The 26,053-nt window shown below is 61.1% G+C and carries 18 protein-coding genes; 12 read left to right on the top strand and 6 right to left on the bottom strand.

Translation table 11 applies throughout. From position 1 onward, the window contains the following. The first annotated feature begins 214 nt into the window (after positions 1–214). Positions 215–862, top strand: a complete 648-nt coding sequence (locus EJ070_RS28855; protein ID WP_126094401.1) for a class I SAM-dependent methyltransferase — start codon at positions 215–217, stop codon at positions 860–862. A gap of 54 nt (positions 863–916) precedes the next feature. On the opposite strand, the gene EJ070_RS28850 is transcribed toward EJ070_RS28855, so the two are convergent. From EJ070_RS28850 to EJ070_RS28840, 3 genes are all read right to left on the bottom strand, one after another. Beyond that, on the bottom strand, positions 917–3,994 hold the full coding sequence (locus EJ070_RS28850) for an adenylate/guanylate cyclase domain-containing protein (protein ID WP_126094400.1): 3,078 nt from the start codon (positions 3,992–3,994) through the stop codon (positions 917–919). A 98-nt stretch (positions 3,995–4,092) separates the two neighbouring features. Continuing rightward, entirely contained in the window at positions 4,093–5,967 is a 1,875-nt protein-coding gene (locus tag EJ070_RS28845; protein WP_126094399.1) for a hypothetical protein, read from the bottom strand. Positions 5,968–6,015: 48 nt separating this feature from the next. Beyond that, positions 6,016–6,630 carry a nuclear transport factor 2 family protein gene (locus EJ070_RS28840; RefSeq protein ID WP_126094398.1) on the bottom strand — a complete coding sequence of 205 codons (615 nt, stop codon included), beginning with the start codon at positions 6,628–6,630 and terminating at the stop codon, positions 6,016–6,018. Between the two features lie 272 nt (positions 6,631–6,902). Here EJ070_RS28840 and EJ070_RS28835 point away from each other — a divergent pair, with 272 nt between their 5' ends. The 11 genes from EJ070_RS28835 (at position 6,903) to EJ070_RS28780 (ending at position 21,095) form a co-directional block, all read left to right on the top strand. Beyond that, entirely contained in the window at positions 6,903–7,967 is a 1,065-nt protein-coding gene (locus EJ070_RS28835) for a M35 family metallo-endopeptidase (RefSeq protein WP_126094397.1), read from the top strand. Positions 7,968–8,042: 75 nt separating this feature from the next. Beyond that, a complete protein-coding gene (locus EJ070_RS28830) occupies positions 8,043–8,351 on the top strand; it encodes a class I SAM-dependent methyltransferase (RefSeq protein WP_245464700.1) in 309 nt (102 codons plus the stop codon). 449 nt (positions 8,352–8,800) lie between these two features. Then, on the top strand, positions 8,801–9,466 hold the full coding sequence (locus tag EJ070_RS28820; protein WP_126094396.1) for a hypothetical protein: 666 nt from the start codon (positions 8,801–8,803) through the stop codon (positions 9,464–9,466). A 7-nt stretch (positions 9,467–9,473) separates the two neighbouring features. Beyond that, the gene (locus EJ070_RS28815) at positions 9,474–12,521 is read left to right on the top strand and encodes an OmpA family protein (RefSeq protein WP_126094395.1); all 3,048 of its coding nucleotides are present in this window, start codon (positions 9,474–9,476) and stop codon (positions 12,519–12,521) included. Between the two features lie 13 nt (positions 12,522–12,534). Continuing rightward, positions 12,535–13,029: a Rab family GTPase gene (locus EJ070_RS28810; protein WP_126094394.1), complete on the top strand. Its 495-nt coding sequence runs from the start codon at positions 12,535–12,537 to the stop codon at positions 13,027–13,029. A gap of 3 nt (positions 13,030–13,032) precedes the next feature. Continuing rightward, on the top strand, positions 13,033–14,103 hold the full coding sequence (locus tag EJ070_RS28805) for an adenylate/guanylate cyclase domain-containing protein (protein ID WP_126094393.1): 1,071 nt from the start codon (positions 13,033–13,035) through the stop codon (positions 14,101–14,103). Between the two features lie 405 nt (positions 14,104–14,508). Continuing rightward, positions 14,509–15,561, top strand: a complete 1,053-nt coding sequence (locus EJ070_RS28800; RefSeq protein WP_126094392.1) for a LacI family DNA-binding transcriptional regulator — start codon at positions 14,509–14,511, stop codon at positions 15,559–15,561. 64 nt (positions 15,562–15,625) lie between these two features. Next, entirely contained in the window at positions 15,626–16,873 is a 1,248-nt protein-coding gene (locus EJ070_RS28795; RefSeq protein ID WP_126094391.1) for a sugar ABC transporter substrate-binding protein, read from the top strand. Positions 16,874–17,301: 428 nt separating this feature from the next. Further along, entirely contained in the window at positions 17,302–18,222 is a 921-nt protein-coding gene (locus tag EJ070_RS28790; RefSeq protein WP_126094390.1) for a sugar ABC transporter permease, read from the top strand. Next, positions 18,222–19,079: a carbohydrate ABC transporter permease gene (locus tag EJ070_RS28785; RefSeq protein ID WP_126094389.1), complete on the top strand. Its 858-nt coding sequence runs from the start codon at positions 18,222–18,224 to the stop codon at positions 19,077–19,079. Before EJ070_RS28790 ends, EJ070_RS28785 begins: the two co-directional genes overlap by 1 nt. 27 nt (positions 19,080–19,106) lie before the next feature. After that, a complete protein-coding gene (locus EJ070_RS28780) occupies positions 19,107–21,095 on the top strand; it encodes a glycoside hydrolase family 127 protein (protein ID WP_126094388.1) in 1,989 nt (662 codons plus the stop codon). Between the two features lie 68 nt (positions 21,096–21,163). On the opposite strand, the gene EJ070_RS28775 is transcribed toward EJ070_RS28780, so the two are convergent. The 3 genes from EJ070_RS28775 to EJ070_RS28765 form a co-directional block, all read right to left on the bottom strand. Beyond that, positions 21,164–21,823 carry a DUF1194 domain-containing protein gene (locus EJ070_RS28775; RefSeq protein ID WP_126095940.1) on the bottom strand — a complete coding sequence of 220 codons (660 nt, stop codon included), beginning with the start codon at positions 21,821–21,823 and terminating at the stop codon, positions 21,164–21,166. A 364-nt stretch (positions 21,824–22,187) separates the two neighbouring features. Further along, positions 22,188–23,192, bottom strand: coding sequence for an ABC transporter substrate-binding protein (locus EJ070_RS28770; protein WP_126094387.1), 1,005 nt, complete (start codon positions 23,190–23,192; stop codon positions 22,188–22,190). Beyond that, the gene (locus EJ070_RS28765) at positions 23,189–25,891 is read right to left on the bottom strand and encodes an MFS transporter (protein ID WP_189350113.1); all 2,703 of its coding nucleotides are present in this window, start codon (positions 25,889–25,891) and stop codon (positions 23,189–23,191) included. Before EJ070_RS28765 ends, EJ070_RS28770 begins: the two co-directional genes overlap by 4 nt. Positions 25,892–26,053: the final 162 nt, after the last annotated feature.

The raw sequence follows: 26,053 nt of genomic DNA, 5'->3' as shown, positions 1-26,053 counted from the left end.
GCGGCGCCTGGACTTGCCGCTCGGTTGTAGCTGGGCCAGCCGCATGGACTGGCGGCTCGCGCGTACGCTCCCTTGGCTCGAGAAGACCAAGCTGCAGCGCTTTCCCCGTGCCTGGAATCTTGCCGCATGCCAGGGTTTGGCGGACCGCTCCCGCAAGTTACGCTGCGTTTAGCTCCGCCGTGTAAGAATCCGGACTCCGGAGGGCAGCTGGGCAATGTTGGACAACTACGAGGTGGACCGCTTTGGCGTGATCCACCAGATCGACTTCACACCGATCAAGTACGACAAACAATACATCTCCTATTACGAGGACCTGAGCGACCGGACCATCAAGCTCGGTTATCAGCGGCTTGGCTGGGTTCTGGGGGTAACCGGCGAGATCCCTCGCTCGGTGCTGGAGATTGGATACGGCACCGGCACCTTCGTCGAAGCCGCCAAGATTACCGGGGTCGCCGACTGCGCCGGCTGCGATATCGCCGAGTTTCCGCTGCCCACGGGTGTCCGCTTTGTCGGTTGGGATGAGGCGCTCGCCGGCGCGTGGGATCTCGTCGCCATGTTCGACGTGCTCGAACACATCCCGGATCTGGGGTTCCTAAGCCGCCTCAAGACCTGGCACCTAGCCGTCGCCGTCCCTTACTGCCGCTGGCGCGAGCTCGGCGCCGCCGGCGACGCCTGGTTCCGCACCTGGCGCATGCGCCTCCCCAACGAGCACCTGCACCACTTCGACCGCGACTCGCTGGTGGCGCTGCTTGCGCACAACGGCTACGAGTGCGTGACGCTGAACTCATTCGAGGACGGCATCAGGCTGCGGCCCGGCGAAGCGGGCCCGAACATTCTGTCCGGGTTTTTCAGGAAGCGGTAGGCGTTTCCATCGGCGCCCGCCAAGGTATAGCCGGCGAGGGGGCTCATGCGGGGACTACGCCACGTCTGCCGCGATGAACCAATCGTTGACTTCCCGTAATTCAGCACGAGCCTCTTCGAACCTACCCTGTGACCGCAATAGCTTCGCCAGACTGTTGGTTGCCTGCAACTCCCAGCTCCTGGCGCTCTGCCGCCGCGCAAAGGCAATCGCCTCGCGGAAGGAAGCCTCCGCCGCTCTGTCTCCTGCTCCATTTGCAAGTTCGATCTCACCGCGAATGCGAAGCAGGGCAGCTGTAAAGTAATGCTCGCCGATCTTTCCGGCCTCGCGCAGACCTTTCTCAACGGTCTCCGCCGCTATATCGAATTGCCCAGAGTTCATGAAAGCCTTGGCCAGTAAACCTAAATAACACGACTTGTCGACCTCCTGATCTTCAAGATCACTTTCGGTCAATGCCATCATGTGGCTTCCCCCCGGACTGTCATCGAGGTCAGATGCAGCCAGGCCGCCAAAAAAGCGCGCCACCCTTTCCCAGAGATTGAAGCCGTTTTCCTGCGCCAGCGGCAGGAGTTCATCCGCCAGTCGAGCGATCAAACTGCTCTCTTCGCGGAAGGCGAACAACACGCATCCGTTTCCCAGGCAGGCGGCCAGGCGATATGCCGACTGCTGCCGAACGGTCGCCTCCGCCTCGCGGTAGAGTTTCAGCGCTTGATGGCGATATCCCAGAATATGCAAGGTCCACGAAAGATAGATCATGGCCATGCTCGGAAAGTCGCTGCCGACCTTGTCTGCACTGCCCTTGTAGCTGAGAGCGTGCTCGAGATATTGCCGGGCCGCCACCAACTCGCCCTGACAGAACAGAGTCATCCCCTTGAACTGCAAACCTATGACGAGCGCGTTCAGGTAATCGCCCTGCTCGCCGACCCGAATTAACTCATCGCTGGCCGCAAGGGCCTTGCCAAACTGGCCTGAATTGAAATGGGTTCCGAAAAGCCCGTCGAGCGCCCTGATCGTCGATTCCGGTTCGCCGAGCTTCCCGCTCAGTGCTATGGCCCGCTGATATGCGGCGCTGCCTTCGCCCGTCACGTAGCCTTGCGCGGCATAGAGCACGTCGCCCAACTCCAGTTCGAAGCGAAGCAGCCTGCGGCTGCGATCGTCGGATTCAGGAAGGAGCTTTGCGGCTTCAAGGCCCTTCCTGAAAATACGCACTGCGTCGGCTTTTGCCCAGGTCTTAGCCGCCTTCACCCCTGCCAGCAGCCAGTAGTCGGCGGCGCGATCGAACAGACCTGCGTCGGCGAAATGTTCGGCGAGCACTTCGGGATAGGCTGCGTTGTGGTCGCGCAGTTCGAGACATTCGGCAATCGATTGGTGAACCTGCTGCGCGCGTTCGTGCAGCATCGTGCCTCTGGCGGCCTGCTGCAGGAGCACGTGGGTGAACGAAAAGCCCGCGCCGGCCGTCCCTCGCTCGGCTACGATCAGCCCCGTGCGCGTCAGGTCGCCAACTGCGGCGCGCAACTCCGCTTCGGGCCAATCGCAAATCTCGTGCAGGACGTCGAAATCGAATTTGCGGCCGATCGCCGCCGCGATCTGCGCAACTTCCTTGGCGGGCCCCAGCCTGTCGAGGCGGGCAAGCAGCGAGAACTGCAGGGAGTTTGGAATGTTGTTCGCAAGTGACGAACGCTTCGGCTGAGGCGCGTCCAGCCGCAACCCGGTTTCGACCACGCTCCGAGCAAGCTCCTCGATGTAGAGCGGGACGCCTTCACTGCGATCGAGCACCACTGAAACATCGGCAGCGAGCGCATTCGGACTGATGTCATGGACAATCGCCTCGGCATCCTCGCGGCCGAGCGCTTCAAGCCTGATGTGATGCACATCCGGCCTGTCGAACCATGGAACGGTTGCGTTGTTCCTGCTCGATACGAGCAACAGCGCAGGCGTCGAAGCCAGGCTGGCGACGATTTTGTCGAGAAGCTCGCGCGAGGTCGCGTCGGCCCATTGCTCATCTTCGAACAGGATCAGGATCGGGGTGGTACGCGCCAGATAACTGACCAGATCCATGAGCGCTTGCTCGGCGATGTTTCGCTGTCGTTCGGCGCTTATCCCCTCGAGCCTGTCCGGCCTGGTCGCAGGTATGCCGAGCAGGCTCGAGAAGATCGCCAGCGCGACGTCGCTGTACACCGAACCGATCGACAATGCGTTGCTGAGCTTTCGCAGCTTTTCTTCCGTCGAGTCAGCGTCCTCGATCGTTGCGATCCTCTGCAACTCTGCGAGGAATGGATAAAGGGTGCTGTTCTCAAAGGTCGGAGAACATTGCATGGTCAGTTGCGGAAAGCTGCGCAGGCGCTGCTGGACTTCGTTGAGCAACCGGGATTTGCCGATCCCCGACTCTCCCGAAACCCATACCGCATTGCCGCGCCTGTCGCGCGCGACGGTCTCCCAGCGCTCCATCAGCAGTCGCAATTCGGCGTTGCGGCCGCACAGCTTGGTCATATGCGCGCGCTTTGCAAAGCGGGTCGGGACCATGCGCTGCCGTTGCACCTGCCAGACCTGGACTGGCTCGGCGAATCCCTTCAGCTCATGTTTGCCGAACGTGGTGAAATCAATCGCGCCGCTCGCGGCCTCGAAGGTCGCCGCGTCGACAAGGATCGTATTCGGCTTGGCCAGTACCTGCAGCCGCGCCGCCAGATGCGCGACGTGGCCGAAGGCGACGGTGGACACTCCGCTCGGCGCACCGACGAACTCCCCCACCACGACCTGGCCGCTCGCGATACCCAACCTCACTTGCAGCGGATATCCCTGTTTTGCCGAGATGGTGGCCACCGCATCGATGATCTCGAGTGCCGCCAGCACCGCGAACTCGCTGTCGTCCTCGCCGGCTATTGGATAGCCGAAATAGACCTGGATGGCGTCGCCGATGTAGCTGGCGGTCACGCCCTTGTGGCGCCGAACGACGCTGCTGCAGGTCTGCAGAAAGCTCTCGATCAGGCGTTGGAAATCCTCGGGATCCAGGCGGTCGGCATATTCGGTCGACCCCACCATGTCGCAGAACAGGATGGTGAGATAACGCCGCTCCGCAACAGACTTCGCCGGACTGCTGGGCAAAATCGGGCTAGCCAATGGAACCGGCGTGGTCAAGCTCCGGGACCCTCCTTGGTGCGGCGACCATGTAGCGCCCGGTCATGTTATCGCAAATCCCGGCGCTCACCAGCCGCTTTCGATCGCGTCAAGGTGGATCATCGAAGCTCGCCGCACTGAACATCGGCGTAGATCAAATGGTCTGCCTCGCTGAATGCCGCCTGGCTCTGGTCGAAGCAGAACCGTTTGGGCACCAGGCGGATCAAGGTGCGTCGGTTGCATTCGCCAGGCAGGTCGATCTGGAAGGTGCGCGGCGAGATCGACGGCGTCGGATCGCTCCATTTCGTGTGACCGGCAAACGAAACGTTCTCGATCAGCAAGCTGGAGCCGGCTGAGCCGACTGGACCGGAGATGGCCTCGATGCTGGTGCCCTTTGCCTCCTCGATGCTCGGATATTCACCGTTTTGCGGCGGATCCCCGTTTGCCGGAATCGCGCCCGCGCTGACTGCCACATTGATCCTGACATCGTCGCGCTCTGGGACACCCCCGTAGCCGTTGCGAAAGGTCCAGCTTACGCGAAGGACACGATTTCTAACCGCCTCTCCGGGCGGTGGAGGCAAAACCTGGATCTTGGCATCGGCGAGCGAAGAGCCTTCATCCTCCGCCTCTGGCGCCGGGCAGCCAGTGTAGAGCGGGCGGTAGCCGCACTCGGAGCCACCGGCTCCCCATAGACAGTCGCTCAGCTTCCGCCAATCCTCTGAGCTCAGTCGCGGTGCGCTGGAGGACAGGTCATTGCCGGAACCCGGCAACATCCAGGGATGGATGCCGCCGCTGCCGGCCGCCCAGTCCGTCCGGTGTGCGGCTATCTCGCCATAGACCGTCTGTTCCTCGTGCAACTCGAGCAATTGAACCCAGGTTGGCAACGTGACCGTCGGCTCATGCCCCGCTGCGTCCGCGGCAAAACGGCGGCCCGTGACTTGTGTGGTAAGCGTATGGCAGCTTGTGCAGTTGCCCGTCGGATCTTCGACCGTTCTGGCCTGGCTGAGTTCATTGCGGTAGGTGCCGGTGTAGCCGGAGCCGACCACGCGGAACGGCGCGCCCGGCAGCCGCGGCCGATGCGGTAGAAAATCTCCCAGGCTGAAGGCGGTCGATCTGGAATCGCCGGCTGAACGGAAACCGACCCTGCTCTGTTCAATGTGCGGATCGATCACATAGGGGCTTTTGTTGTCATGGCATGCATGGCACGAGATCTGGAACGTGGGATCGTAGATTTTCTGCGCCGCAGCCCTTCCGACTTCATCGGAATAGTTGCGCCCGCCCGGCGGAACGAAGGGCTTTGACCAATCGAACTCGCTCCAGTCCTTGCGGCCGTCGAAGAAGACAATTTCTCCGGATTTCCGGTTGAACCCGATGGTGCCGAAGACGGAAAACCTCGGGTCCGATCGCGTCCAGAAGGGATCGGTGCTGACCTCCTGACTGATATTGGATTTTCTGCAGAGGAACAGCCATTCAACGTTGCCGCGCACGACCCTTACGACACGTGAGTTCAGCCCACAGTAGGTCGTGCTGCCGGTCAGCGAAGGCTTGTCGCACTTTGGCAATGTCGCCGTCCATTTCACCACCTCGCCGTTCTCGTTCCTGTGCTCGAACTCCAGCGGAGAGCCCGGTTTTATCGGATTGGGCTTGAGGTCGACGACATTGCCGTCGACTTCAACCGGAATGACCTTCATTTGCGGGCTGTCGCAATCGCCGTCGGGAATAGGACCGAACACCGCCCGCGCTTCATCGCCGGACCTGGTTATGACGTCGGTGCTCTTCGAGGCCGGCGCCCAGAAGATGTCGGGGTTCCATCGCGTAACGGCGTCGGCGAACGACCTCCGATCAGATTCAGCCTGAGCGAAAGCGAAATCGGAGCCTTGCCTCTCACCGGCTTGCGGCGTCGATACAAAAGCTAAATGTCGAAGCCCGATCGCCCCGGACAACAGGAGAAACGCAATGCCGAGGACAGCGGCGATCAGCGCAACGACACGCATTTCAGCCCACTGGAGCGTGCCAGTGAAACCATAGCCGATCTTCAGGCGTCATCGCTTCTTGGCTGCGACAGAGCCAACAACATAGTCGGCGTAGACTGTGAGCGATTGAAATCGCCACGTGCCGTCGTTGCCCTTCACAAAGGAGGCCCGGGCATCCGCCGAATAGTCAAGAACCGGTGCCGGAGAGTGGGAGTCCTGCAGAGTGACCAGGACTATCGATTTGGTATTCACTGTCTTATCGTCAACCACATCGAACAAGGTGTTGGTTACCAGATGCCGGGTCTGGAGTTGATCGGTTTTCATTTTCTTTAATATTATTTTCATCTGCTCAAGAAGATCGTCTGGCGACTCCGGGCCAAAGTCGAGTGTCAACTTGAGGATACTGTCGCCTGAACTGCAAATCTGATAGTAAGACGATTTCGGTTCCGCAAAGAGGGCAGTGAACGCGGCCGCATTTCTTTCGTCGATCGTCCAGGCATAGCGGGACAAAAGATCTTGAATTGCCTGGCGATCTTCGGCCGGAGGATTCTCGAGATTCCAACCGGAAGTAGCATCTGCGCATGAATCAGCTGAAGCAGTGCCGCTGAAAGCAACACAGAACCCGAAAACCAGGGCAAAATTTCTCAAACAATTAGTGATTATGCCTTTCCGACGCTCGCTCATGATGGCCCCCTCTATGGAGCTTGATGGGAAAGTACCCGTTTATCTTATACCACACCGAAAAAGGTGTCAGTCGAAATCAGTGACGTTCGCGGCCACGGACATGATTTCGTGTTCCTGAATTTCTGAATTTGCGGTAAGTTTGAATCCCCCGGCCCGCAGCAATTCATACCCAATTGCCAGGTGGCCGCGGGCGATTCTGGTATGTTATGGCAAACTAAAAACTCGCGTAGACGCAGCAACACCGTCTAATCGTGGTTATATGGGGGCGTAAAATGCCAAGTATTGTTCGGAAATTGGCACTTATACTGTCGTTTTTTTTTAGCGTTATCCCGCTGGCGTTTGCGCAGCAGAATCTGGAAATTGAGATAGTTCTGCAATCGCGCCTGCCTTCTTATGGAAACGATACCCCCCTTATTATTGACTTTACTCTCACCAACCGATCGCGCAGCTCGATCAGGGTGCTCAGCTGGACCACGCCGATCAACGGCGTCTCCGCGGACTTGTTCTCAGTGACGAGGGGATCGCAGCCAATTCAGTATATAGGCCGTTTGGCAAAGCGAGGAGAGCCCACTGAGGCTGACTTCATCAATATCGAGCCCGGGCAATCGATTTCGGCGCCCGTCGATCTGTCATTGTACTACGCTATCTATGAAGCAGGGAACTATGCCGTTACCTATGATACCGAGGGAGCGGATCTGCTGGTCGGCCGTCCAGGCGCCCTGAGACGGGCGGCAGTTGTGAGCAACGCTGCCACGTTCAGGCTTCTGTCAGGTCGGATTCCTCCACAGCGGGTACCGCTGTCGGTGCCCGAATTCGACCAGTGTGACAGTTCTCAACAGGATGATCTTGGAGCTGCGCTGGCGGAAGCAAGCAACATAGCCTCGGCTGCCCTGCAGGTTTTGCAGAACACGCCTCCAGCCCAGCAACCCAGTTCCCAAAGATATCTGACCTGGTTCGGGGCGCATACCGCGGGGCTGTACGCAAGGGTCGCCGGAAATTTCTCGAAGATTTCGGATGCTCTCAGAAACAAGGCGATATCATTTGGATGCCACGGCAGCGATTGCGAACCAATCGACTATGCATATGTCTACCCGGACCAGCCTTACAAGATTTTTGTCTGTAGCAAGTTCTGGTACGCCGCCCTGCAAGGAACGGATTCGAGATCCGGAACCATCATACACGAAGTGAGTCACTTTGGCGTCGTCGCGGCGACAAGGGATTATGTCTATGGCCAAAATGACGCCAAGACACTCGCGGCTGAAAACCCACCTAGAGCCACATATAACGCTGACAATCATGAATACTTTGCCGAGAACAACCCGGATCTTCCGATGTGAGGAACGCCACACGCAACTGAGCTAGCATGGTCAGTTGGGAAGAGGCGCTTGCTTAGCTCTTGGGATCTCGTCGCCATGTTCGACGTGCTCGAGCACATCCCGGATCTGACTTTCCTCGGCCGCCTCAAGACCCGGCACCTGGCCGTCGCCGTCCCTTATTGCCGCTGGCGTGAGCTCGGCGCCGACGGCGACGCCTGGTTCCGCACCTGGCGCATGCGCCTCCCCAACGAGCACCTGCACCACTTCGACCCCGACTCGCTGGTGGCGCTGCTCGCCTACAACGGCTACGAGTGCGTGACGCTGAACTCATTCGAGGACGGCATCAGGCTGCGCCCCGGCGAAGCGGGCCCGAACATTCTGTCCGGGTTCTTTAGGAAGGTGTAGGCCTGCCAAGGCAGTGCCGGGCAGGGGGGCGTCCTCACGCGCGGCCTTCAGCTCCGCGAGCCAATCGGCGCATCGGGCGAGGAAAGATTGGCTCAACGGGGGATCGCAACCGGGTGTGCTACGGCATGTGCGCCGATAGATCATCGAATTGCGATGCGCCTAAAGACTTTGAGCAACCTAATTTGAGCACTATCTATAATTAACGTGTATTACTCAATTCAATAGGATATTGCGCAAAATTGTCAATTAGACTATCCGGTTATTCCCGCTTTCGCGAAAAGGTGCGCGGGAGACACCAATCAGAACTCGTGCATTCGTTGCTAGTCCAAGAGAGGAACAAGGGACGCCTGAATCGGCTTAAGACAAGAGGATTCCAGCTTGCGGGCCGGGTATTTGTCTGACATAATTTCGCGTTTCTAAGTTTTACACTGGGCAATTGGGGCATAGTGATGGCTAAGGAATCTTCGACGGCCGCTTCTTCAGCAAGCAAAGCGGAAGCAAATCTGATAGGTAATGCAGAGGGAAACGGGCTGAACTTTATGGCTCCCCAAGCGCGCGACGGCGGGCCCGGCGGTGACGCTCCAGGTGTCGACAAGATACGCGATCTGCTGTTCGGCAATCAGATGCAGGACTATGATCGCCGCTTCTCCAAACTTGAGGAACGGTTCCTGCAGCGGTTCAAGGATGTCGAATCCGAGGCCAAGCGCAATCTTGAGACCTACGAGTCGAATGCCAAGAAGCAGGTCGACTCGCTGGCGACGCAGTTGCGGAACGAAAAAGATGCGCGGGCCGAGGCCGACAAGGAGATCGACCGCAATCTTCGCGATCAAAATCAGGCGCTTGAAAAGCAGGTGCGCGCTTTGTCTGATCAATTGAGCGAGCTCGAGCGCGAAATAGCGGATCGCATGAACAGAAGCGACCAATTGCTGCGCGAGGAAATCAAGCAAAAGAATGAAAGCGCTCAAATGCTGATGGAGAAGATCTTTTCCGATCTCAGCAACGTCAAGACCGACCGGAATCTTTTGGCCGGCCTGTTTGTCGAGGTCGCGAAATGTCTCAATCAGGATCCCGTCGGCAGCAAGGGCAATTCGGAGCGTGGCTGGAAAGTGAGTTGATCGGAAGTTGACGTCGAGCGTCGAACCAATCAGCCTTCCTCAAAGACCAGCTTCGAACGATACCGGGATTGATCGCGAGGCTCTGGCTCGCCTGTTGGTGGAAATTGCCCGGAACGTCGATCCGGACAACCATGCGCTTTACGAAGGAATCCCAGCCGCCGATCATCGGCTGGAAAGGCTTCGCCAACTGCTCGTCGGCCACGAAATCTCGGAACTTTCACGCGTTACGCACCTGCTCGACGAACCTGAGCAGCTTGCGGCTGCAGTGGGGAGCGTTCTCCCCACCGCAGCCGCAGGGGCGTCTCTTGTGCAGCTCGGCGAGGCCCTTGCGCCAGCTGTCGAGAGGGCTGCGCAACGGTCCATCCAGAAGAACCCCAGCGCGCTGACCGATATATTGTATCCGGTGTTTCTGCCGGCCATTCGCAAGTCGATTGGCGAAAAGATTGACCAGACCTTCCAGTCGCTGAATGAATCTTTAAGGCATATATTTACCTGGCATGGCCTCAAGTGGAGATTTGAGGCCTGGAGAACGGGAACAAGCTTCTCCGAAGTCGTTCTCAAGCATTCTCTCGTCTATCGCGTGGAGCATGTCTTTCTCATCAGCCGCAGCTCCGGGCTTTTGATCGCGCATGTAACGGCCGAAAACGCGACCAGCGAAGACCCTCAACTGATTTCCTCGATGCTCAGCGCAATCCAGGATTTTGTGAAGGACTCGTTCAACGAGAAAGAAAACAGCGGCCTGGACACCATCCGGTTCGGAGAGCTTCGCCTCTGGTCGGAAGTCGGACCGTTTGCGACGCTGGTTGCGGTGATCAGGGGAAATCCGCCGGAGGAGTTGCATGACGTAATCCGCGACGTATTGCTTCGCATCCATGATCAGTCCTCGCAGGCTTTGGAGCGCTTCGACGGGGACACCTCGCAGTTACCCGGCGTAGAGACCCAGTTGCAGACCTGTGTCGAGCTGCAGCATACGGATTCAAAAGAGGGATTCCCGTGGCTGGTGGTGATGGCAGCCCTGCTGATTCTGACTGCGGCAGGCGCCTGGTTCTTTCTTTCCTGGCAAGCCGGGCAGCGCTGGCAGACGTATCTGTCGCGACTGGCGACGCAGCCGGGGATCGTCGTTTCCAAACAAGAAATTCGCGGCGGCCAGTTCTACATTGCCGGCCTGAGAGACCCGCTCGCCGCCGACCCGCAGTCGCTGTTGTCGGGAACGGAGGTCGATCCCGCCCGCGTTCATTCAAACTGGCAGTTCTATCAGAGCCTCGAGCCGGAATTCGTGCTGAAGCGGCTGACGGCGTCGCTGGCGCCGCCGGATTCGGTGCGGCTTTCAGTAGTCAATGGTCGCATCGTCGCCGAGGGTGAGGCGACCACCACATGGATCAACCGGGCGCGGGCCGCCGCCCAGCAGCTTTCGGCAGGCGGCCCGGTCTTCGACATCTCCGGGGTCCGCGATGTGAGCGCCGAGGAACGCTGGCAGGCCTATGTGTCGCAACTGGAGACCCAGCCTGGCATCATCGTCGCCGATCAGAATGTGCGCGACGGCCAATTCTATATCACCGGTCTGAGAGACCCGCTTGCCGCCGACCCGCAGTCGCTGTTGGCCGCAACGCAGGTCGATCCCGCGCGTGTTCATGCAAGCTGGCAATTCTACCAGAGCCTTGAGCCGCAGTTCGTGCTGAAGCGGCTGACTGCGTCGCTGGCGCCGCCGGATTCTGTGCGGCTTTCAGTAGTCAATGATCGCATCGTTGCCGCGGGTGAGGCCACCACTGCGTGGATCAACCGGGCGCGGGCCGCCGCCCAGCAGCTTTCAGCCGGCGGCCCGGTCTTCGACATCTCCGGGGTCCGTGATGTGAGCCCCGAGGAGCGCTGGCAGGCCTATGTGTCGCGACTGGAGACGCAGCCCGGCATCATCGTCGCCCAACAGAATGTGCGCGATGGCCAATTCTATATTACCGGCCTGAGAGACCCGCTTGCCGTCGACCCGCAGTCGCTGCTGTCGGGGACGCAGGTCGATCCCGCTCGTGTTCATGCAAGCTGGCAATTCTATCAGAGCCTTGAGCCGGTGTTCGTGTTGAAGCGGCTGACGGCGTCGCTGTATCCGACGGATAAAGTGCGACTTTCGATCGTCAATGACCGCATCGTTGCCGAGGGTGAGGCTCCCGACACCTGGATAGATCGGGCGCGCGCAGCGGCACGACAGCTTTCAGTAGGCGGACCGGAGTTCGACATCTCCAAGGTTCGTGATGTGAGCCCCGATGCACGCGCGGCGGAGCATTGGCAGTATTATGTGTCGCGACTTGAGGCCCAACCGGGAATCATCGTTGCTCAACAAACGGCGAGGGGCGGACATTTCTACATTTCCGGTCTGAGAGACCCTCTTGCCGCCGACCCGCAAGCTCTGCTGTCCGGAACGGAGGTTGATCCTGCCCGCGTTCATTCACAGTGGCAATTCTATCAGAGTCTTGATCCGAAGTTCGTGGTGAAGCGGCTGACGGCGTCCCTGTCCCCGCCGAAATCGGTTCGGCTTTCGATCGTCCAGGGTCGCATCGTTGTCGTGGGCGAGGCTCCTGCCGGCTGGATCAGCCGGGCGCAGGCCGCCGCCGACCAACTTTCGGCGGACGGAGTGGTTCTGGATGTCTCGCAACTGCGCGAGTTGAACCTTGCAGAACTTAATCATTTGAGAGAGGCCATCCAGACGACCGATATTTTCTTCTCTTCCGGTAGAGTTGTCCCGGGACCGGAGCAGACGCCGATACTCGACAGATTGGCTGATCAGTTGAAGGAATTCGCCGAAAATGCCCGCAAGGCAGGCGTGACAGCGCGGTTCATGTTGACCGGCCATTCGGACACAACGGGCCGTGAGACGGCCAACGCGTCGATCAGCGCCGCCCGCGCCGAGACAGTTCGCGCGCTTCTCAACAAGCGCGGCGTCGCTCCGGAACTGCTGCTGGTTCGGGGCGCCGGCACCTTTGAGCCGGCGGTGCCCGAAAATGAAAATAGTCGAACTGGGAACTCCACCAATCGCCGGGTTTCGGTTACGGTGAACCTGGAGTAGTGCGGAGCCCAGGATGCTGCAAAAAAAGATCTGCATGTTGGGTGGGTTTGCTGTCGGAAAGACGAGCCTGGTACGCAGGTTTGTCCAAAGCATCTTCTCGGAAAACTACCTGACCACGGTTGGCGTGAAAATCGACAAGAAGAGCGTCACGTTACCGGACAAAACCGTGGATCTGATTTTGTGGGATTTGGCCGGCGAAGACGATATCGGTTCATTCCGCGTCAGCTATGTACGAGGTGCGACCGGGCTCGTGCTTGTCGTCGATGGAACCCGGCCCGCTACTCTTGCCGTGGCGCTCACGCTGCGCGAGCGGGCCGAGGCCGAATTCGGCGCCATGCCGTTCGTATTGCTGTTCAACAAATCCGATCTGGCCGATCGGTGGGCAATATCGGATGGTGAGATTGACGAACTGAAGCAACGTGGATGGCAAATCTATCTGACAAGCGCGCTTTCGGGCGAACATGTTGATGATGCGTTTCGTCAGCTTGCTTCGATGATCGCCAAGTAGACCATGCCCAGAGTGCCGAAAGAAGTCAGAAGCTGGATATACGATTTCTTCTATAATGAGCGCTCTGCCGCATATCTGAAAATTGACGCCCGGCAATACATAGTCGCGAAGGGCGGCAGCACCGAACATTACGGGCTCTCGTCGCTTCGCATTGGCAAGCCCGTTGCCGATCAGCTTGAATTCATGGAAGGGCTGCTTCCTTGCCCGGAGCTTCCATATCAAATGCCCATGGTGGAACTGCCCGGCGGGCGTGTCGCGGACCTTCATCTCTTTGGCGACGGCGGCACGGTGTGGCTGCTCTTTCTCGACGCTACTCCCGAACGCGACAACCAGCAGCGGCTTCAACAGAAGGCATATGAAATGACGCTCCTGCAGGAGAGAGAGCGTCAACTCAATGCGAAGCTGCAGTCGACGAACGAGGCATTGAGGGAGAGCCAGGAGGGTTTGTCGCGCGAATACCGGCGCGCCGAATCCCTGCTCCTCAACATTCTTCCCGCATCGATCGCGGAGCGGCTGAAAGCGGACGAGCAAATTGCAGACAACCACGCAGAGGTCAGCGTGCTTTTTGCCGACATCGTCGGTTTTACGGAAAGAGCGCGGAGCGTCGGAGCCACGACGACGCTCGCTATCTTGAATTACTTCTTCAAGGCGGCGGATCTGCTCTCGGAACAACACGGCTGCGAAAAGATCAAGACCATCGGCGATTGTGTCATGGCGGTCGCCGGCCTGCCCACCGCGCGATCCGACCATGCGCAAGCCCTTGCGAACTATGCGCTTGAGCTGCGGGACGCGGCCAGGCGGGAGCGCTTCGCCGGCGAACCGCTAAGTCTCAGAATTGGAATTCACTCCGGACCGATCGTGGCGGGCGTCATAGGCAAAAGGCGGTTTGTCTATGACCTGTGGGGCGACACCGTCAATCTCGCCGCGCGCATTCAAAAGGCCGCGGAGCCTGATGAAATCCGTATTTCGGATGCAACCCACCAATTGCTCGGATCGGATTTTACTTGCGACCCGCTCGGGGAAACGGAATTGCGTGGCACCGGTCGTGTGCGAATGTGGCGGCTCCCGGCCTGATTTGCCGCTTGGCGGTGCCGACCCACCTTAAGCCAGTCAAACATCATTGTTTAGAATGTCCGCAGAGGTGCGCGAAGCTGTCGAGCACCAAGCGACCGCCAACGGTCTGTCCTGGGTCAACTCAGGACATCGGATCCTGAGATGCAACGTCCGCTGTCATTCTTCCCTGCACCGCCAGCAATTTGCGTTGGTTCGGTGGGAGGACGACGCGGACCTGTACTAGCTAGCGCGAGCGGACAGCTGCTTCTGTTATCCCACCCCCCTTGCCAACCCCTCCACCTTCCCTTAATCTCGCCTTTGAGAAAACCTTTTCCCAAATCGCTCCGCGTCCGCTGACCTCACCCGTCATCTTCGCGCAGGCGGCAAGAGAAAACCTTTTCCCAACTCAGGGAATTCGCCGCGACCATGTCTTCCGACGCCGAGCCAGCGCCAGTTTCCGCCAAGCCGCCGGTCACCCTGCGCGAGGTGGCGGCCGCGGCCGGGGTCAGCGTGGCGACGGCGTCCAAGGCGCTGAACGGGCAGGGGCGCATGACCGCCGAGACGCGCGAGCGCATTCGCGAGACGGCGCGGCGGCTCGGTTTCCGGCCGAACAGCCTGGCGCAGAGCCTACTTCGTAAGCGGAGCTTTACCGTCGGCCTGCTCACCAACGATACTTATGGCCGCTTCTCGCTGCCGCTGATGGCGGGCGTTTCGGATGCGCTGGTCGACAATGGCGTGTCGGTGTTCCTGTGCAATGTCGAGGACGACACGCGGCTCGGCCAGTTGCATGTCGAGGCCATGCTCGACAAGCGCGTCGACGGCATCATCGCCACGGGAAAACGCATCGACCGCCACCTGCCGGTCGACCTCTCCAATCTGCGCGTGCCCGTCGTCTATGCCTTCACCCAGCCCGATCCCGGCGCGGTAGGCCTTGTCTCCGACGATGCCGGCGGCGCGCGGCTGGCGGTCGAGCACTTTTTGCGGCTCGGGCGCCGCCGCATCGCCCATGTCAGCGGCCCGGAGAGCTTCGCGGTGGTGCACGCGCGCGCGCAAGCCTACCGCGATGTTCTCGAGGAGAACGGCCTGCCGGTCGCCGAGCCGCTGCTGGGCGCCTGGTCGGAAGCCTGGGGCCACGAGGCGGTGGCAAAGCTGTTCGGCAAGGCGGGCAGGGAAGGCTGGCCGGACGCGGTCTTCTGCGGCAACGACCAGATCGCCCGCGGCGTCATCGACGCGCTGCGCGAGCGCGGCATCAGCGTGCCCGACGATGTCGGCGTCATCGGCTTCGACAATTGGGAGATCGTGGCCGAGGCGACGCGCCCGCCGCTCACCTCGGTCGACATGAATCTTTCGACGCTCGGCCGCGAGGCCGGGCTTGCCCTGCTTTCGCTCGTGGGCGGCCAGCCGGCCGCGCCGGGCATCAGGAAACTGCCGTGCCGGCTGGTGGTGCGTCAGTCATGCGGCCGTCCGCCGGGCGGCTGAGGCAGAAACGAAACGGCCGTCGCGCAACGGCCAAACCGGGAGGAGAACCATGAGGAGGAATATCGTGAAGACCTTGATCGCCAAGTTCGCGCTTGCCGCGGCCGTGATCGGCGGCGGCCTGCAGGCCGCGTCCGCCGAGACCGCCAACATCTGGGTGCGCGCCGACGGCTCGAACTTCATGCCGCGCATCGTCGACGCCTTCAACAAGGCGCATAAGGACCAGATCAAGCTCGACATCATTCCGAACGCCGAGATCATCCCGAAATATGGCGCCGCCGCCGCCGGCGGCACCGCGCCCGACGCGCTGTCGCTCGACCTGATCTACACGCCGTCCTTCTCCGCCGCCGGCCAGCTCGAGGACATCACCGACTGGGCGAAATCCTTGCCCTATTTTTCCAGCCTGTCGCCGGCGCATGTGAAGACCGGCACCTATAAGGGCCGCATCTACGGCCTGCCGTTCTCGGCCGACTCATCGGTGCTGATCTGGAACAAGAAGCTGTTCAAGCAGGCGGGGCTCGATCCCGAGAAGGGGCCGGCCAACTGGGCCGAGATCGAGGCCGACGCCGAGAAGGTCAACGCGCTCGGCGGCGACATCAAGGGCTTCTATTTCTCCGGCAATTGCGGCGGCTGCAACATCTTCACCTTCACACCGCTGATCTGGGCCTCGGGCGGCGACATCCTCTCCGAGGATGGCTCGAAGGCGACGCTGGACAGCCCGCAACTGCGCGGCGCCATCGACCTCTACCGCTCGATGGTGAAGAAGGGCCTGGTGCCTGAAGGCGCGCAGACCGACACCGGCGCCAATTTCTTCGCCGCCTTCGCCGGCGGCAAGATCGGCATTTCGCCGTCCGGCGCCTTCGCCATCGGCGCGCTCAACACCCAATATCCCGACGTCGACTACGGCATCACTTTCCTGCCGGGCAAGGATGGCGGCTGGTCGTCCTTTGCCGGCGGCGACAATTTCGTCGTCACCAAGGGCACCAAGAAGATCGCCGTGGTGAAGGAGTTTTTGGACTTCGCCTATTCGCTGGAAGGCCAGACCATCCTCGCCAAATACGGCAGCCTGCCGGTGCGCGGCGACATCGCCAAGGACGCGCTGAAGGACCTCGATCCGCGCTACCAGGTGGCGGCCGAGGCGATGGCCAAGGGCAAGACCCCCTATACGGTGGTGTTCAACGACCTGATCAACTCCGCCAATGGGCCGTGGACGCAGATGGTCAATGAGGTGTTCTTCGGCGACGATGTCGACGGCGCAATTTCGAACGCGCAAGAGACCATGCAGTCGATCATCGACCAGGCGCCGCAGAAGTAGGCGCCGGCCCTAACCTCCCCCTCGAGGGGAGGTCGGACCGCAGGTCCGGGTGGGGTCGCCCGCGAAGTGCTCGACGCTATCTCCCCGTCGGCGCGCTTCACGGAGGACCCCACCCCCGGCCTGCGGCCGGACCCTCCCCTCAAGGGGGAGGGGGACGCCGCGCTGAATGACAGGACTATTGCGTTGAGAAAGCTCACTTGCATTGCCGGTTCGGAGCATCGCGAGGTTCGCGCTCCCCTTCTCCCCTTGTGGGAGAAGGTGTCGCCGAAGGCGACGGATGAGGGGTGCTCCAGGGAAAGCCAGCGTCTCACTCCGCTGGAACACCCCTCATCCGTCTCGGCGCTGCGCGCCGATCCACCGCCCGGGGGCGAGCCACGGGTCTCGCCCCGTCCTTCGGACCCCACAAGGGGAGAAGGGGGAGCGAAACCATGACCGCCATCATCGCCACCTCCGCTCTCGCCCGGACGCGCGCCGGCGTCAGCCGCCGGCAATGGATGGGCATGCTCTATGTCCTGCCGGCGGTGGCCCTCGTCACCGTCTTCTTCGTCATCCCGCTCGGCATGACGGCGTGGATGTCGCTGCACAACTGGCCGCTAATGGGCGAGCATGCCTTCATCGGCCTCGACAACTATTTTGCGATCCTGCGCGACACCCGCTTCTGGAACGCGCTCAAATTCACCTTCTACTACACGGTGGTCGTCACCATCGCGATCTTCGCCGTCGCCTTTCCGCTGGCGATCTTCATCGAGCGGCCGCGTCCGCTCACCAATCTCTACCGCACCGCCTTCTTCATGCCGGCGGTGGTGGGATTCGCATCGGCGAGCCTGCTCTGGTCATGGCTCTTGAATGTCGATTCCGGCCTGTTCAGCCCGGCCGCCTTCGACCTCGGCCTGACCGAGAAGAAGGTCAATCTTCTCGCCACCTTCCAGCCGGCCTTCTGGTCGATCATCGCCATGGTGGTCTGGAAGGTCGCCGGCTTCACCATGATCATCCTGATGACTGGGCTGCAGTCGATCCCGCAGGACCTGCAGGAGGCCGCCGTCATCGACGGGGCAGGGCCGTTCGCGAGGTTCAGGGCGATCACCTTGCCGCTGATGCGCCGCACGTTGGCGCTGGCGCTGATCCTGTCGGTCGCGGGCTCGATCCTCGCCTTCGACCAGTTCTACATCATCCTGCGCGGCGGCCCGCGCAACCAGACGCTGACGGCCGTGTACTGGATCTTCAACCAGTCCTTCGTGTCGTTCAAGCTCGGCTACGGCGCGGCGCTCTCGATGGTGCTCTTGATCATCCTGGTGGCGCTCAGCCTCATCCAGCTCTGGCTGCTGCGCAAGCCCGAGGGGCTCGACTGATGGCCGAGGTGATGTCACAGAACCGCAAGGCGGCCTTCAACCTCGCCAGGCATTCCACCGGCATCATCGCCTCGGTGCTGTTCCTGGCGCCGATCGTCTGGACCGTGCTGTCGACCTTCAAGCCGGCGCAGGAGGCGCGCCAGCCGCCGCTGCCGCCCTGGCCGACCACCGGCTTCTCGATCGAGAATTATCAGACGCTGAACAGCTTCGGCGACGGGCTCTGGGCCTCGGCGCAGAACAGTATCTATGTCTCGGCAATGACGGTGTTGCTCTCGGTGCTGGTCAGCGTGCTCGCCGGCTACGGCTTCTCGCGTTTCCGCTTCCCGTTCCGGGATTTCTTCTTCGTCCTCATCCTGTCGACGATCATGATCCCGTTCCAGTCGATCCTGACGCCGATCTTCCTGGTGCTGACGAGGCTCGGCCTCCACAACACGCTGACGGGGCTCGTCTGCGTCTACGTCACGCTGCAGTTGCCGTTCTCGATCTTCATGATGCGCAACGCATTCGATGCCGTGCCGCGCGAGATCGAGGAGGCCGCGCGCATGGACGGCGCCAACAACGTCACCATGCTGGTCAAGGTGATGCTGCCGCTGGTCTGGCCGGGCGTCGTCACCATCGCGCTGTTCGCCTTCCTCGGCGCCTGGAACGAATTCCTGGCGGCGCTCGTGCTGATGACCGACCAGTCCAAGTTCACCCTGCCGGTGATGATGACCGCGCTGCAATCCGGCCGCTTCGGCGCCATCGACTGGGGCGCGGTGCAGGCGGGCGTCACGGTGATGATGGTGCCCTGCCTGATCCTGTTCCTGGCGCTGCAGCGCTTCTACATCCGCGGCCTGATGGCCGGGGCCGTCAAATGATTTGCCGCATTCGAATGGAGTGACGTTATGACCGCATCGCAGCCCGCCGCCGCAACCGACACTGCCAAGCCGAAGCTCGCCTTCCGGCCGCTGCCGGTGCCGCAGGTCGATGTCCGCGGCTTCTGGGGCGACCGGGTCGATGCGGTGGCTAGCAAGACCGCCGGCATCCTCTACGACCGCTGCGTCGAGGCGCGCATGCTGGAGCAGATCGATCCGGACCGGCCGTCGCCGGGCGTCGTCATTCCGTTCCATTCGCCGTCGCCGGATGAGGCGGGCGCCCAGGGCGCCGAGTTCACCGGATCGACGGTGACGACGCAGATGTTCTGGGATTCCGACTGGGGCAAGACCATCGAGACCGCGGCCTATTCGCTCTACCGTCGCCGCAATCCGGAATTGGAAAAGAAGATCGATGCCGTCATCGACATGTACGGCAAGCTGCAGCAGCCGGACGGCTATCTATCGAGCTGGTACCAGCGCATCCAGCCCGGCCTGCGCTGGACCAACCTGCGCGATTGCCACGAGCTCTATTGCGCCGGCCACCTGATCGAGGGCGCCGTCGCCTACTACCAGGCGACGGGCAAGCGCAAGCTGCTCGACATCATGTGCCGCTATGCCGACCACATCGCCTCGATGTTCGGCCCGGAACCCGGCAAAAGGAAGGGCTACTGCGGCCATGAGGAGATCGAGCTGGCGCTGGTCAAGCTGGCGCGAGCGACGGGCGAGAAGAAATACATGGAGCTCGCCAAATATTTCATCGACCAGCGTGGCCAGCAGCCGCATTATTTCGACGAGGAGGCGCGCGCCCGCGGCGCCGACCCGAAGGCCTATCATTTCAAGACCTACGAATACAATCAGTCGCACAAGCCGGTGCGCGAGCAGGATAAGGTCGTCGGCCACGCGGTCAGGGCGATGTACCTCTTCTCCGGTATGGCCGACATTGCGACCGAATATGGCGACGACAGCTTGCGCGCGGCACTCGACAGGCTGTGGGACGATTTGACGACCAAGAGCCTCTATGTCACCGGCGGCCTCGGGCCGTCGGCGCACAATGAAGGCTTCACCAGCGACTACGACCTGCCCAACGAGACCGCCTATGCCGAGACCTGCGCCTCGGTCGGCCTGGTGTTCTGGGCGAGCCGCATGCTCGGCATGGGGCCGAACGCCAGCTACGCCGACATGATGGAGCGCGCGCTCTACAACGGCTCGATCTCGGGCCTGTCGCTCGACGGCTCGCTGTTCTTCTACGAGAACCCGCTGGAGAGCCGGGGCGGCCACCATCGCTGGAAGTGGCACCGCTGCCCGTGCTGCCCGCCCAATATCGGCCGCATGGTGGCCTCCATCGGCTCCTATTTCTACGGCCTCGCCGACGATGCGCTGGCCGTGCATCTCTACGGCGACTCGACCGCCCGCTTCGAGATCGCCGGCCGGCCCGTCAGCCTCGTCCAGACCAGCAACTATCCATGGGACGGCGCGGTCGCGATCGAGATCGAGGCGGAGACGCCGGTCGAGTTCACGCTTCACCTGCGCATACCCGCCTGGTGCCGCAAGGCGGCGCTGCAGGTGAATGGCAAGTTGGTCGATCTCGATACGGCGACGAGCGACGGCTACGCCGCGATCCGGGGCGAATGGTGCCAGGGCGACAGGGTCGAGCTCGACCTCGAAATGTCGATGGCGCGCCTCTTTGCCAATCCACACGTGCGGCAAGACATCGGCCGCGTGGCGCTGGCGCGCGGCCCGCTGATCTACTGCGTCGAGGAAACCGACAATGGCGGCGGGCTGCATCGCATCGCCCTGCCGCGCGAGGCCAGGCTCGAGGCGCATGCCGAGCCGAACCTGCTCGGCGGCATCGTCACGCTTTCGGCTATCGGCAGCCGGGCCGAGACGGAGAACTGGGGCGGCGATCTCTACCGCGCCGAGCCGCCTGCCATGGACGAAACGAAGCTCAAGGCGGTCCCGTACTTCGCCTGGGACAACCGCGATCCCGGCGAGATGCTGGTCTGGCTAAGGGAAGGATGAGGGTCGGCCCTGCGCCGTTATCGCGCGCGGCGCGCCAGCATCACGATCGAAGTTGCGGTCGCGCAAGCCTATTGAATGCCGGCTGCCGGAACGTCGACATTCATGCTCACTTCGGTCACCAGCTTGCGCCGAAGGGCCGTGACGTAGTCGTGCGCTCCCTTCGGTGACATCACGAAGGCTTGTGAGCCTCCGATGACGGATCGCGCAAAGTAGGATGCCAGCGGTTGGGCGGAATCCTCGTCGTCCGCCGGAATGGCGATCGCGTTGATCGTGTATCCCCTGGCGATGGCGTTTTCCCGGCTCGGCTGGACGGGCAGCCCGTCATTGTTCTCGCCGTTGGAGGAGATATCGATCACCTTCTTCATGGCATTTCCGGGAAACTCCCCGAGTAGAAGGCTTCCGACGTCGATTGCCGCCGAAACCGAAGTCCCGCCCCGGCCTCGACGGAGGTAGCCGGTATCGCCTTTTCCTCTGATCACCGACGCTGCTGCCTTGGCGTCTTCCAGGCCGCAGATGCGCGTCCAAGGCAGCACGGTGCGCGAGTAGCCGGGGCTCGACCATTCGAAATAGGCCACGCCGATGCAGCCGATGTAATTCTGGGAGATGGCGCTGATGATCTCGGGCGAGGTGAGCGCCGCGGCATGCCCCTCGCGCTGCAGGTCGGCGATCTTGGGATCGATCGAGGAGGAGAAGTCGACGGCGAAGACCACGGCGACGTCGACGTTCATCTTCGCGCCATCGACGTTGGCGGCCTGCGTGGCCGGCGCCCAAAACGCCGCGGCGGCGAGCGTCGCCAGTCTCAGCAAGGAATGGGCACGCTTTCCGGCTTGCCGGTCCGGCGACGCAGGAAATCTGCCGCGCGCCTGTGCGCGACAGAAGGCTGCGTCCGCAAGCAGGAGCAAGTTGGCTGTGAGCTTCGACATCCGCCGCACCCCCGGACCGGAAACCTGTGGCAGGTTTCAGTCATCCCTAATTCAGCGAAGCCTAATTGATGTATCGTCACGGCCGCGCTTGGAGGCGGGGCCCCGGAGGTTCCACAGCGTTAGTTTTGAGTTAGAATCTGGAGAAGGAGGCGGGCAGTTCCTCCCAAAGCTACTCCACCTTCTCTACAAATTGCAGGAACTCAACCGGCGGGAGCAGGTTGAGCTTCCTGGCAACCTTCATGTTCACCAGATAGGCAAACTTGTCGATAGCTACGACCGGCATGTCGCCGGGCTTGGCGTTCTCCATCAGGATCTTGGCCACTTGGTCTCCCGCAAGCTTGCCGACGTCGTAGTCGCGGGCGGCCACCGACATCAGCGCTTGGGACTCGCCGACCAGATGCTCGTAGGGGCTGAGAACTGGCAGGCCGTTAGCCACGGCAGCACTGGTGAAGGCGTCGGCGTTCTTCTCCAGGAACGTGCTCGACCCCAGATAGACGAACTGCACGCCGGCTTGTTTCAACTGGGCGGCGGCGCCCGGAAGCTTGGCTGGATCCGGTGAGCCGTCTGGAAGTGCCGGGAGCGGCAAGGCATCGAAAGCGAACTTCATTTTCTGCGACAATGCCGTCAGTTCCTCCATCTTCTTCACGGAGTTGGGCTCGCTGCGATCGAACAGGAGACCCAGATGGTCGAAACTCGGCAGGTAGCGCTTGATGCTCTTGATGTTGACGCTTTCGGGGACCCTGTTTCGGGTGCCGGTCACATTGGCGCGGCCTGTTTTGTCGTAGCTCTCGATGATGCCCGCCCCGACCGGGTCGGCCACGACGGTGAACACCACCGGGATGTCGTTGAGAAATTCGGGATTCTGCTGATCCTTCAACGTGCCGACCATGCCGAGCGTGGTCTTTGTGCCCCAGGTGACCACCACGTCGGCCTTGCGCTGGCGTGCGTCCTTGATGAAGCCGGGCAGCTTGCTCTTGTCCTGTGCCGCATCGTCAACGACGAAGCTGACATCGACTTTCTTTTCCTCGAGCGAATCCTTCACGCCTTTACAGACATCCTCGCAGCCCAGCCAGGTGATCATCACGACAGTCTTCTTCGCCGCTTCCGCCTGAGGCGGGAGAACGACGCAAGCAGCCAGAACGGCCCCGATCAACATGCAATTTGCGAATTTCATGCTTTCCTCCCCTCGATGATCGGCAAGCCGAGGCTCGCCACGTGGTGGATGAAATACGTGCCAACGCCGGCTAGGACCAAAACGGCGATGAGGCCCATTCCGGCGGAGTAGCCAAACCGTCCTGCGACGCCGGCAATGACGATCAGGCCCGCCACGCTGCCGAGTCGCTCCATGACCCTTACCGTGCCGAGGAGTCTTTCCGAGCCGATATGGGCCAGCCGACCTTCCGCCAATTCCAGCACCGTGGCCGTCCGCGGCCCGGTCACCAGCCCGTAGCCGAGACCGGTTCCGATTGCGGCAGTTACCATGGTCCAGCTGGTGGTAACCGCCGCCGCCGCGAGCAGCGTCACGCCGCCAAGCAGCGCTCCGGCTATGGTGATGATCACTGCCGGAACCTTGTCCGCCGGAAGCCGCCCGTAAAGCGACCCCGACAGGATGACCATGAGGAAATAGATCATCATCATACGACCGGTATCGGCTGCGGAGGCGCCCAGCGCATTCATCTGCAGCGACAGCAGGTACGAGATGAAGACCTGATCGAGGATCGTCTGGGGCAGGATAATGCCAAACAGCAGTGTCGCGAACTTCCCGTCAGCCATCGTTCCAAGTAACTGCCCCAGGCTGGCGCGATCGCCCGTTTTGGCCATCGCCGAAACCTGGCTGGCTGCGGGCAGCATCTGGGTGATCATGGCAGCCGAGGTCAGGATCAAAGCTGCGCAGACCAGGAACACGCTTCGCTCGCCCAGGCGGTCGGCCATCACGCCGCCCAATGCAGTTCCGGCATAAAAGCCGCCGAACAGTGCCACATGGAACAGGCCGAGCGCCTGGCCGCGTTGCTCCTTTGGGGCAGCGTCGATGACGTAGTCTTGGCAGGAGAGCGAAGCAAAGGCATAGCCAATGCCGCTGAGAACACTGAAAAAGATGATTTCCACTACATTGCTGGAAATAAAGTAGCCAATGTTGGCGAGAGCCGCTGGGATCGATGCAAACAGGAACAGATTGCGGTGGCCAAAGCGCTTGGATAGCGGTCGCGCATAGGGTGAGCCGGCAACGATGGCGATGAGATAGGCGGCCAGCGGCAAGCTGATGACGATGCCTGGATTGAGCCAGGTCAACGGGTTGTCAGCGTCGCGGACATAAAGCGAAAAGAACGACAGCGAAAAGGAGTCGGCCGCTGCGATCAGGAACAGGGGAAGCCGCACATCGCTGAGACTGCAGAACCTCATGATCAACGGCCTGCCGGCCGGGATGATGAGACCCGGTTCCAATTGCAGGGCGCGGTTGCCATCGGGCAGTCCACGAACGGCCGCCATCATTGCGCCAAGCCGCTCCGCCCTCAAAGAAAGGGCTTGGCCCAGCCGATCGACGGCGCTGATCCCGTGTGCCAGTATGCTGCGGGAGAAATCACCGGCCGCCTGCAGCTTCAGAATGTAGTCGAGGCGGTTCAGCGGTGCGGCCAGCGAGTGGTTGGTCATGACCGAGACCAGTTCGACCGCCAAAAGAATTGTGACCAAAGTCACGACCAGGAGGTCGAGGACCACATCCCGGAACTCGCGCGACAGGTAGCCGGCATTCTTGATGACGACGAGATTGGCGATCGCCTTGCCGTCGACGACGATCGGCACCACGGTCCCGGTCTCACGCGTCGTAGCCGTCGGGGGCCGATCGCCCGCCTCCAGGATAGGGCGGTTGGTGACAAGCGCGAAGTAGGAGATTTCGGGAAAGTCGTGAAGCAGAGATCTGAAGAAATCCCGTCCCCCAACCATCATGTCGAGCGACACGCCGGCCTGGAGCGTGCGGGCGATGGCGTCATTGGCTATGGTGCCGATAAGCTTTGTACGTCTTTCAAGTTCGGGGGCGAAGGATTGATCTATGCTCCGGTAGGCGACGGCGCCGAGCGACGCGGTTACCCCCAATACCAGGGCGGCAATGAGCAGCGTAAGCCTCCGCGATACCGCAATAGCCATGGGGCAGTCAGGAACCGAGATCACGTCAGCGCCCTGCACGCCTGCCGGTGGACTGCCTCCGCGGTCGGCTGGCAGCAGCGCCGTAAGGTTCGCCAGTGCCATGCGGTATTTTGCGGTGCCGGCGACAAGCGCGGTGTGAAAATCGGCAAAATCGCGGCCCGCCACTATGGTGTCATCTTCGGCGTGGCTGGCGATATCGTCGAGGGTTTGAACGGTCGCGCGCAGCCGGTAGCGCAGCGCAAAGTAGGCCAGTGCCGAGAATCCGGCCAGGAGTGCTGCCGCCGACATCCGGATCTGCGAACTGATCAGGCTATTGTGCGTCCGCAATTCCTCCGTCGGGTAGATGACTGCTAATGCACCTGACGGTTCACCGCTCTCGTCCAGTATGCTCGCGCCGCTGACCAACGCGGTTGCTGTCTCAAGATCCCACATGCCATTTGAGCCCTCTTCCATGGCGCGCCCCATTTGCCGCGCGGTGAATGGAATGGGCACGTCCGACACCGACCAGACGACCTTGCCCGATAGATCGAGCAACACGATGTTGGAGATGGCCGGGTCTGTCTGAGAGGCCCGGTTCAGCAGGGCCTCTGCATTGCGTATCGTAGCGATCGGCAGACCCAACTCCGAGACCGACCTGAAAGGGGCGGCGGTTGCCGCTGCGATGACCGAAAGGCGTTGTCGCAAAAGCTGCGAATAGACGGCTTCATTCTGTAATTTTACAAGAACAGACAAGACAGCAATGACAATAGTAAGGACAATAGTTAAGGAAAGCCAGATTCGCGTAAGTAGAGTCATTGGTTGCTGTCTGGCCTTATAATTTATTATTTTCAATTCTATTTAGAGATAGAATCGATTTATTCATATGCAGCAGGAGTCGCCCGAAATCTGGCCGAA

This window comes from Mesorhizobium sp. M1E.F.Ca.ET.045.02.1.1 (assembly GCF_003952485.1).
In the GTDB taxonomy this organism is placed as follows: domain Bacteria; phylum Pseudomonadota; class Alphaproteobacteria; order Rhizobiales; family Rhizobiaceae; genus Mesorhizobium.
This window is presented reverse-complemented; position numbering and strand designations above follow the sequence as displayed.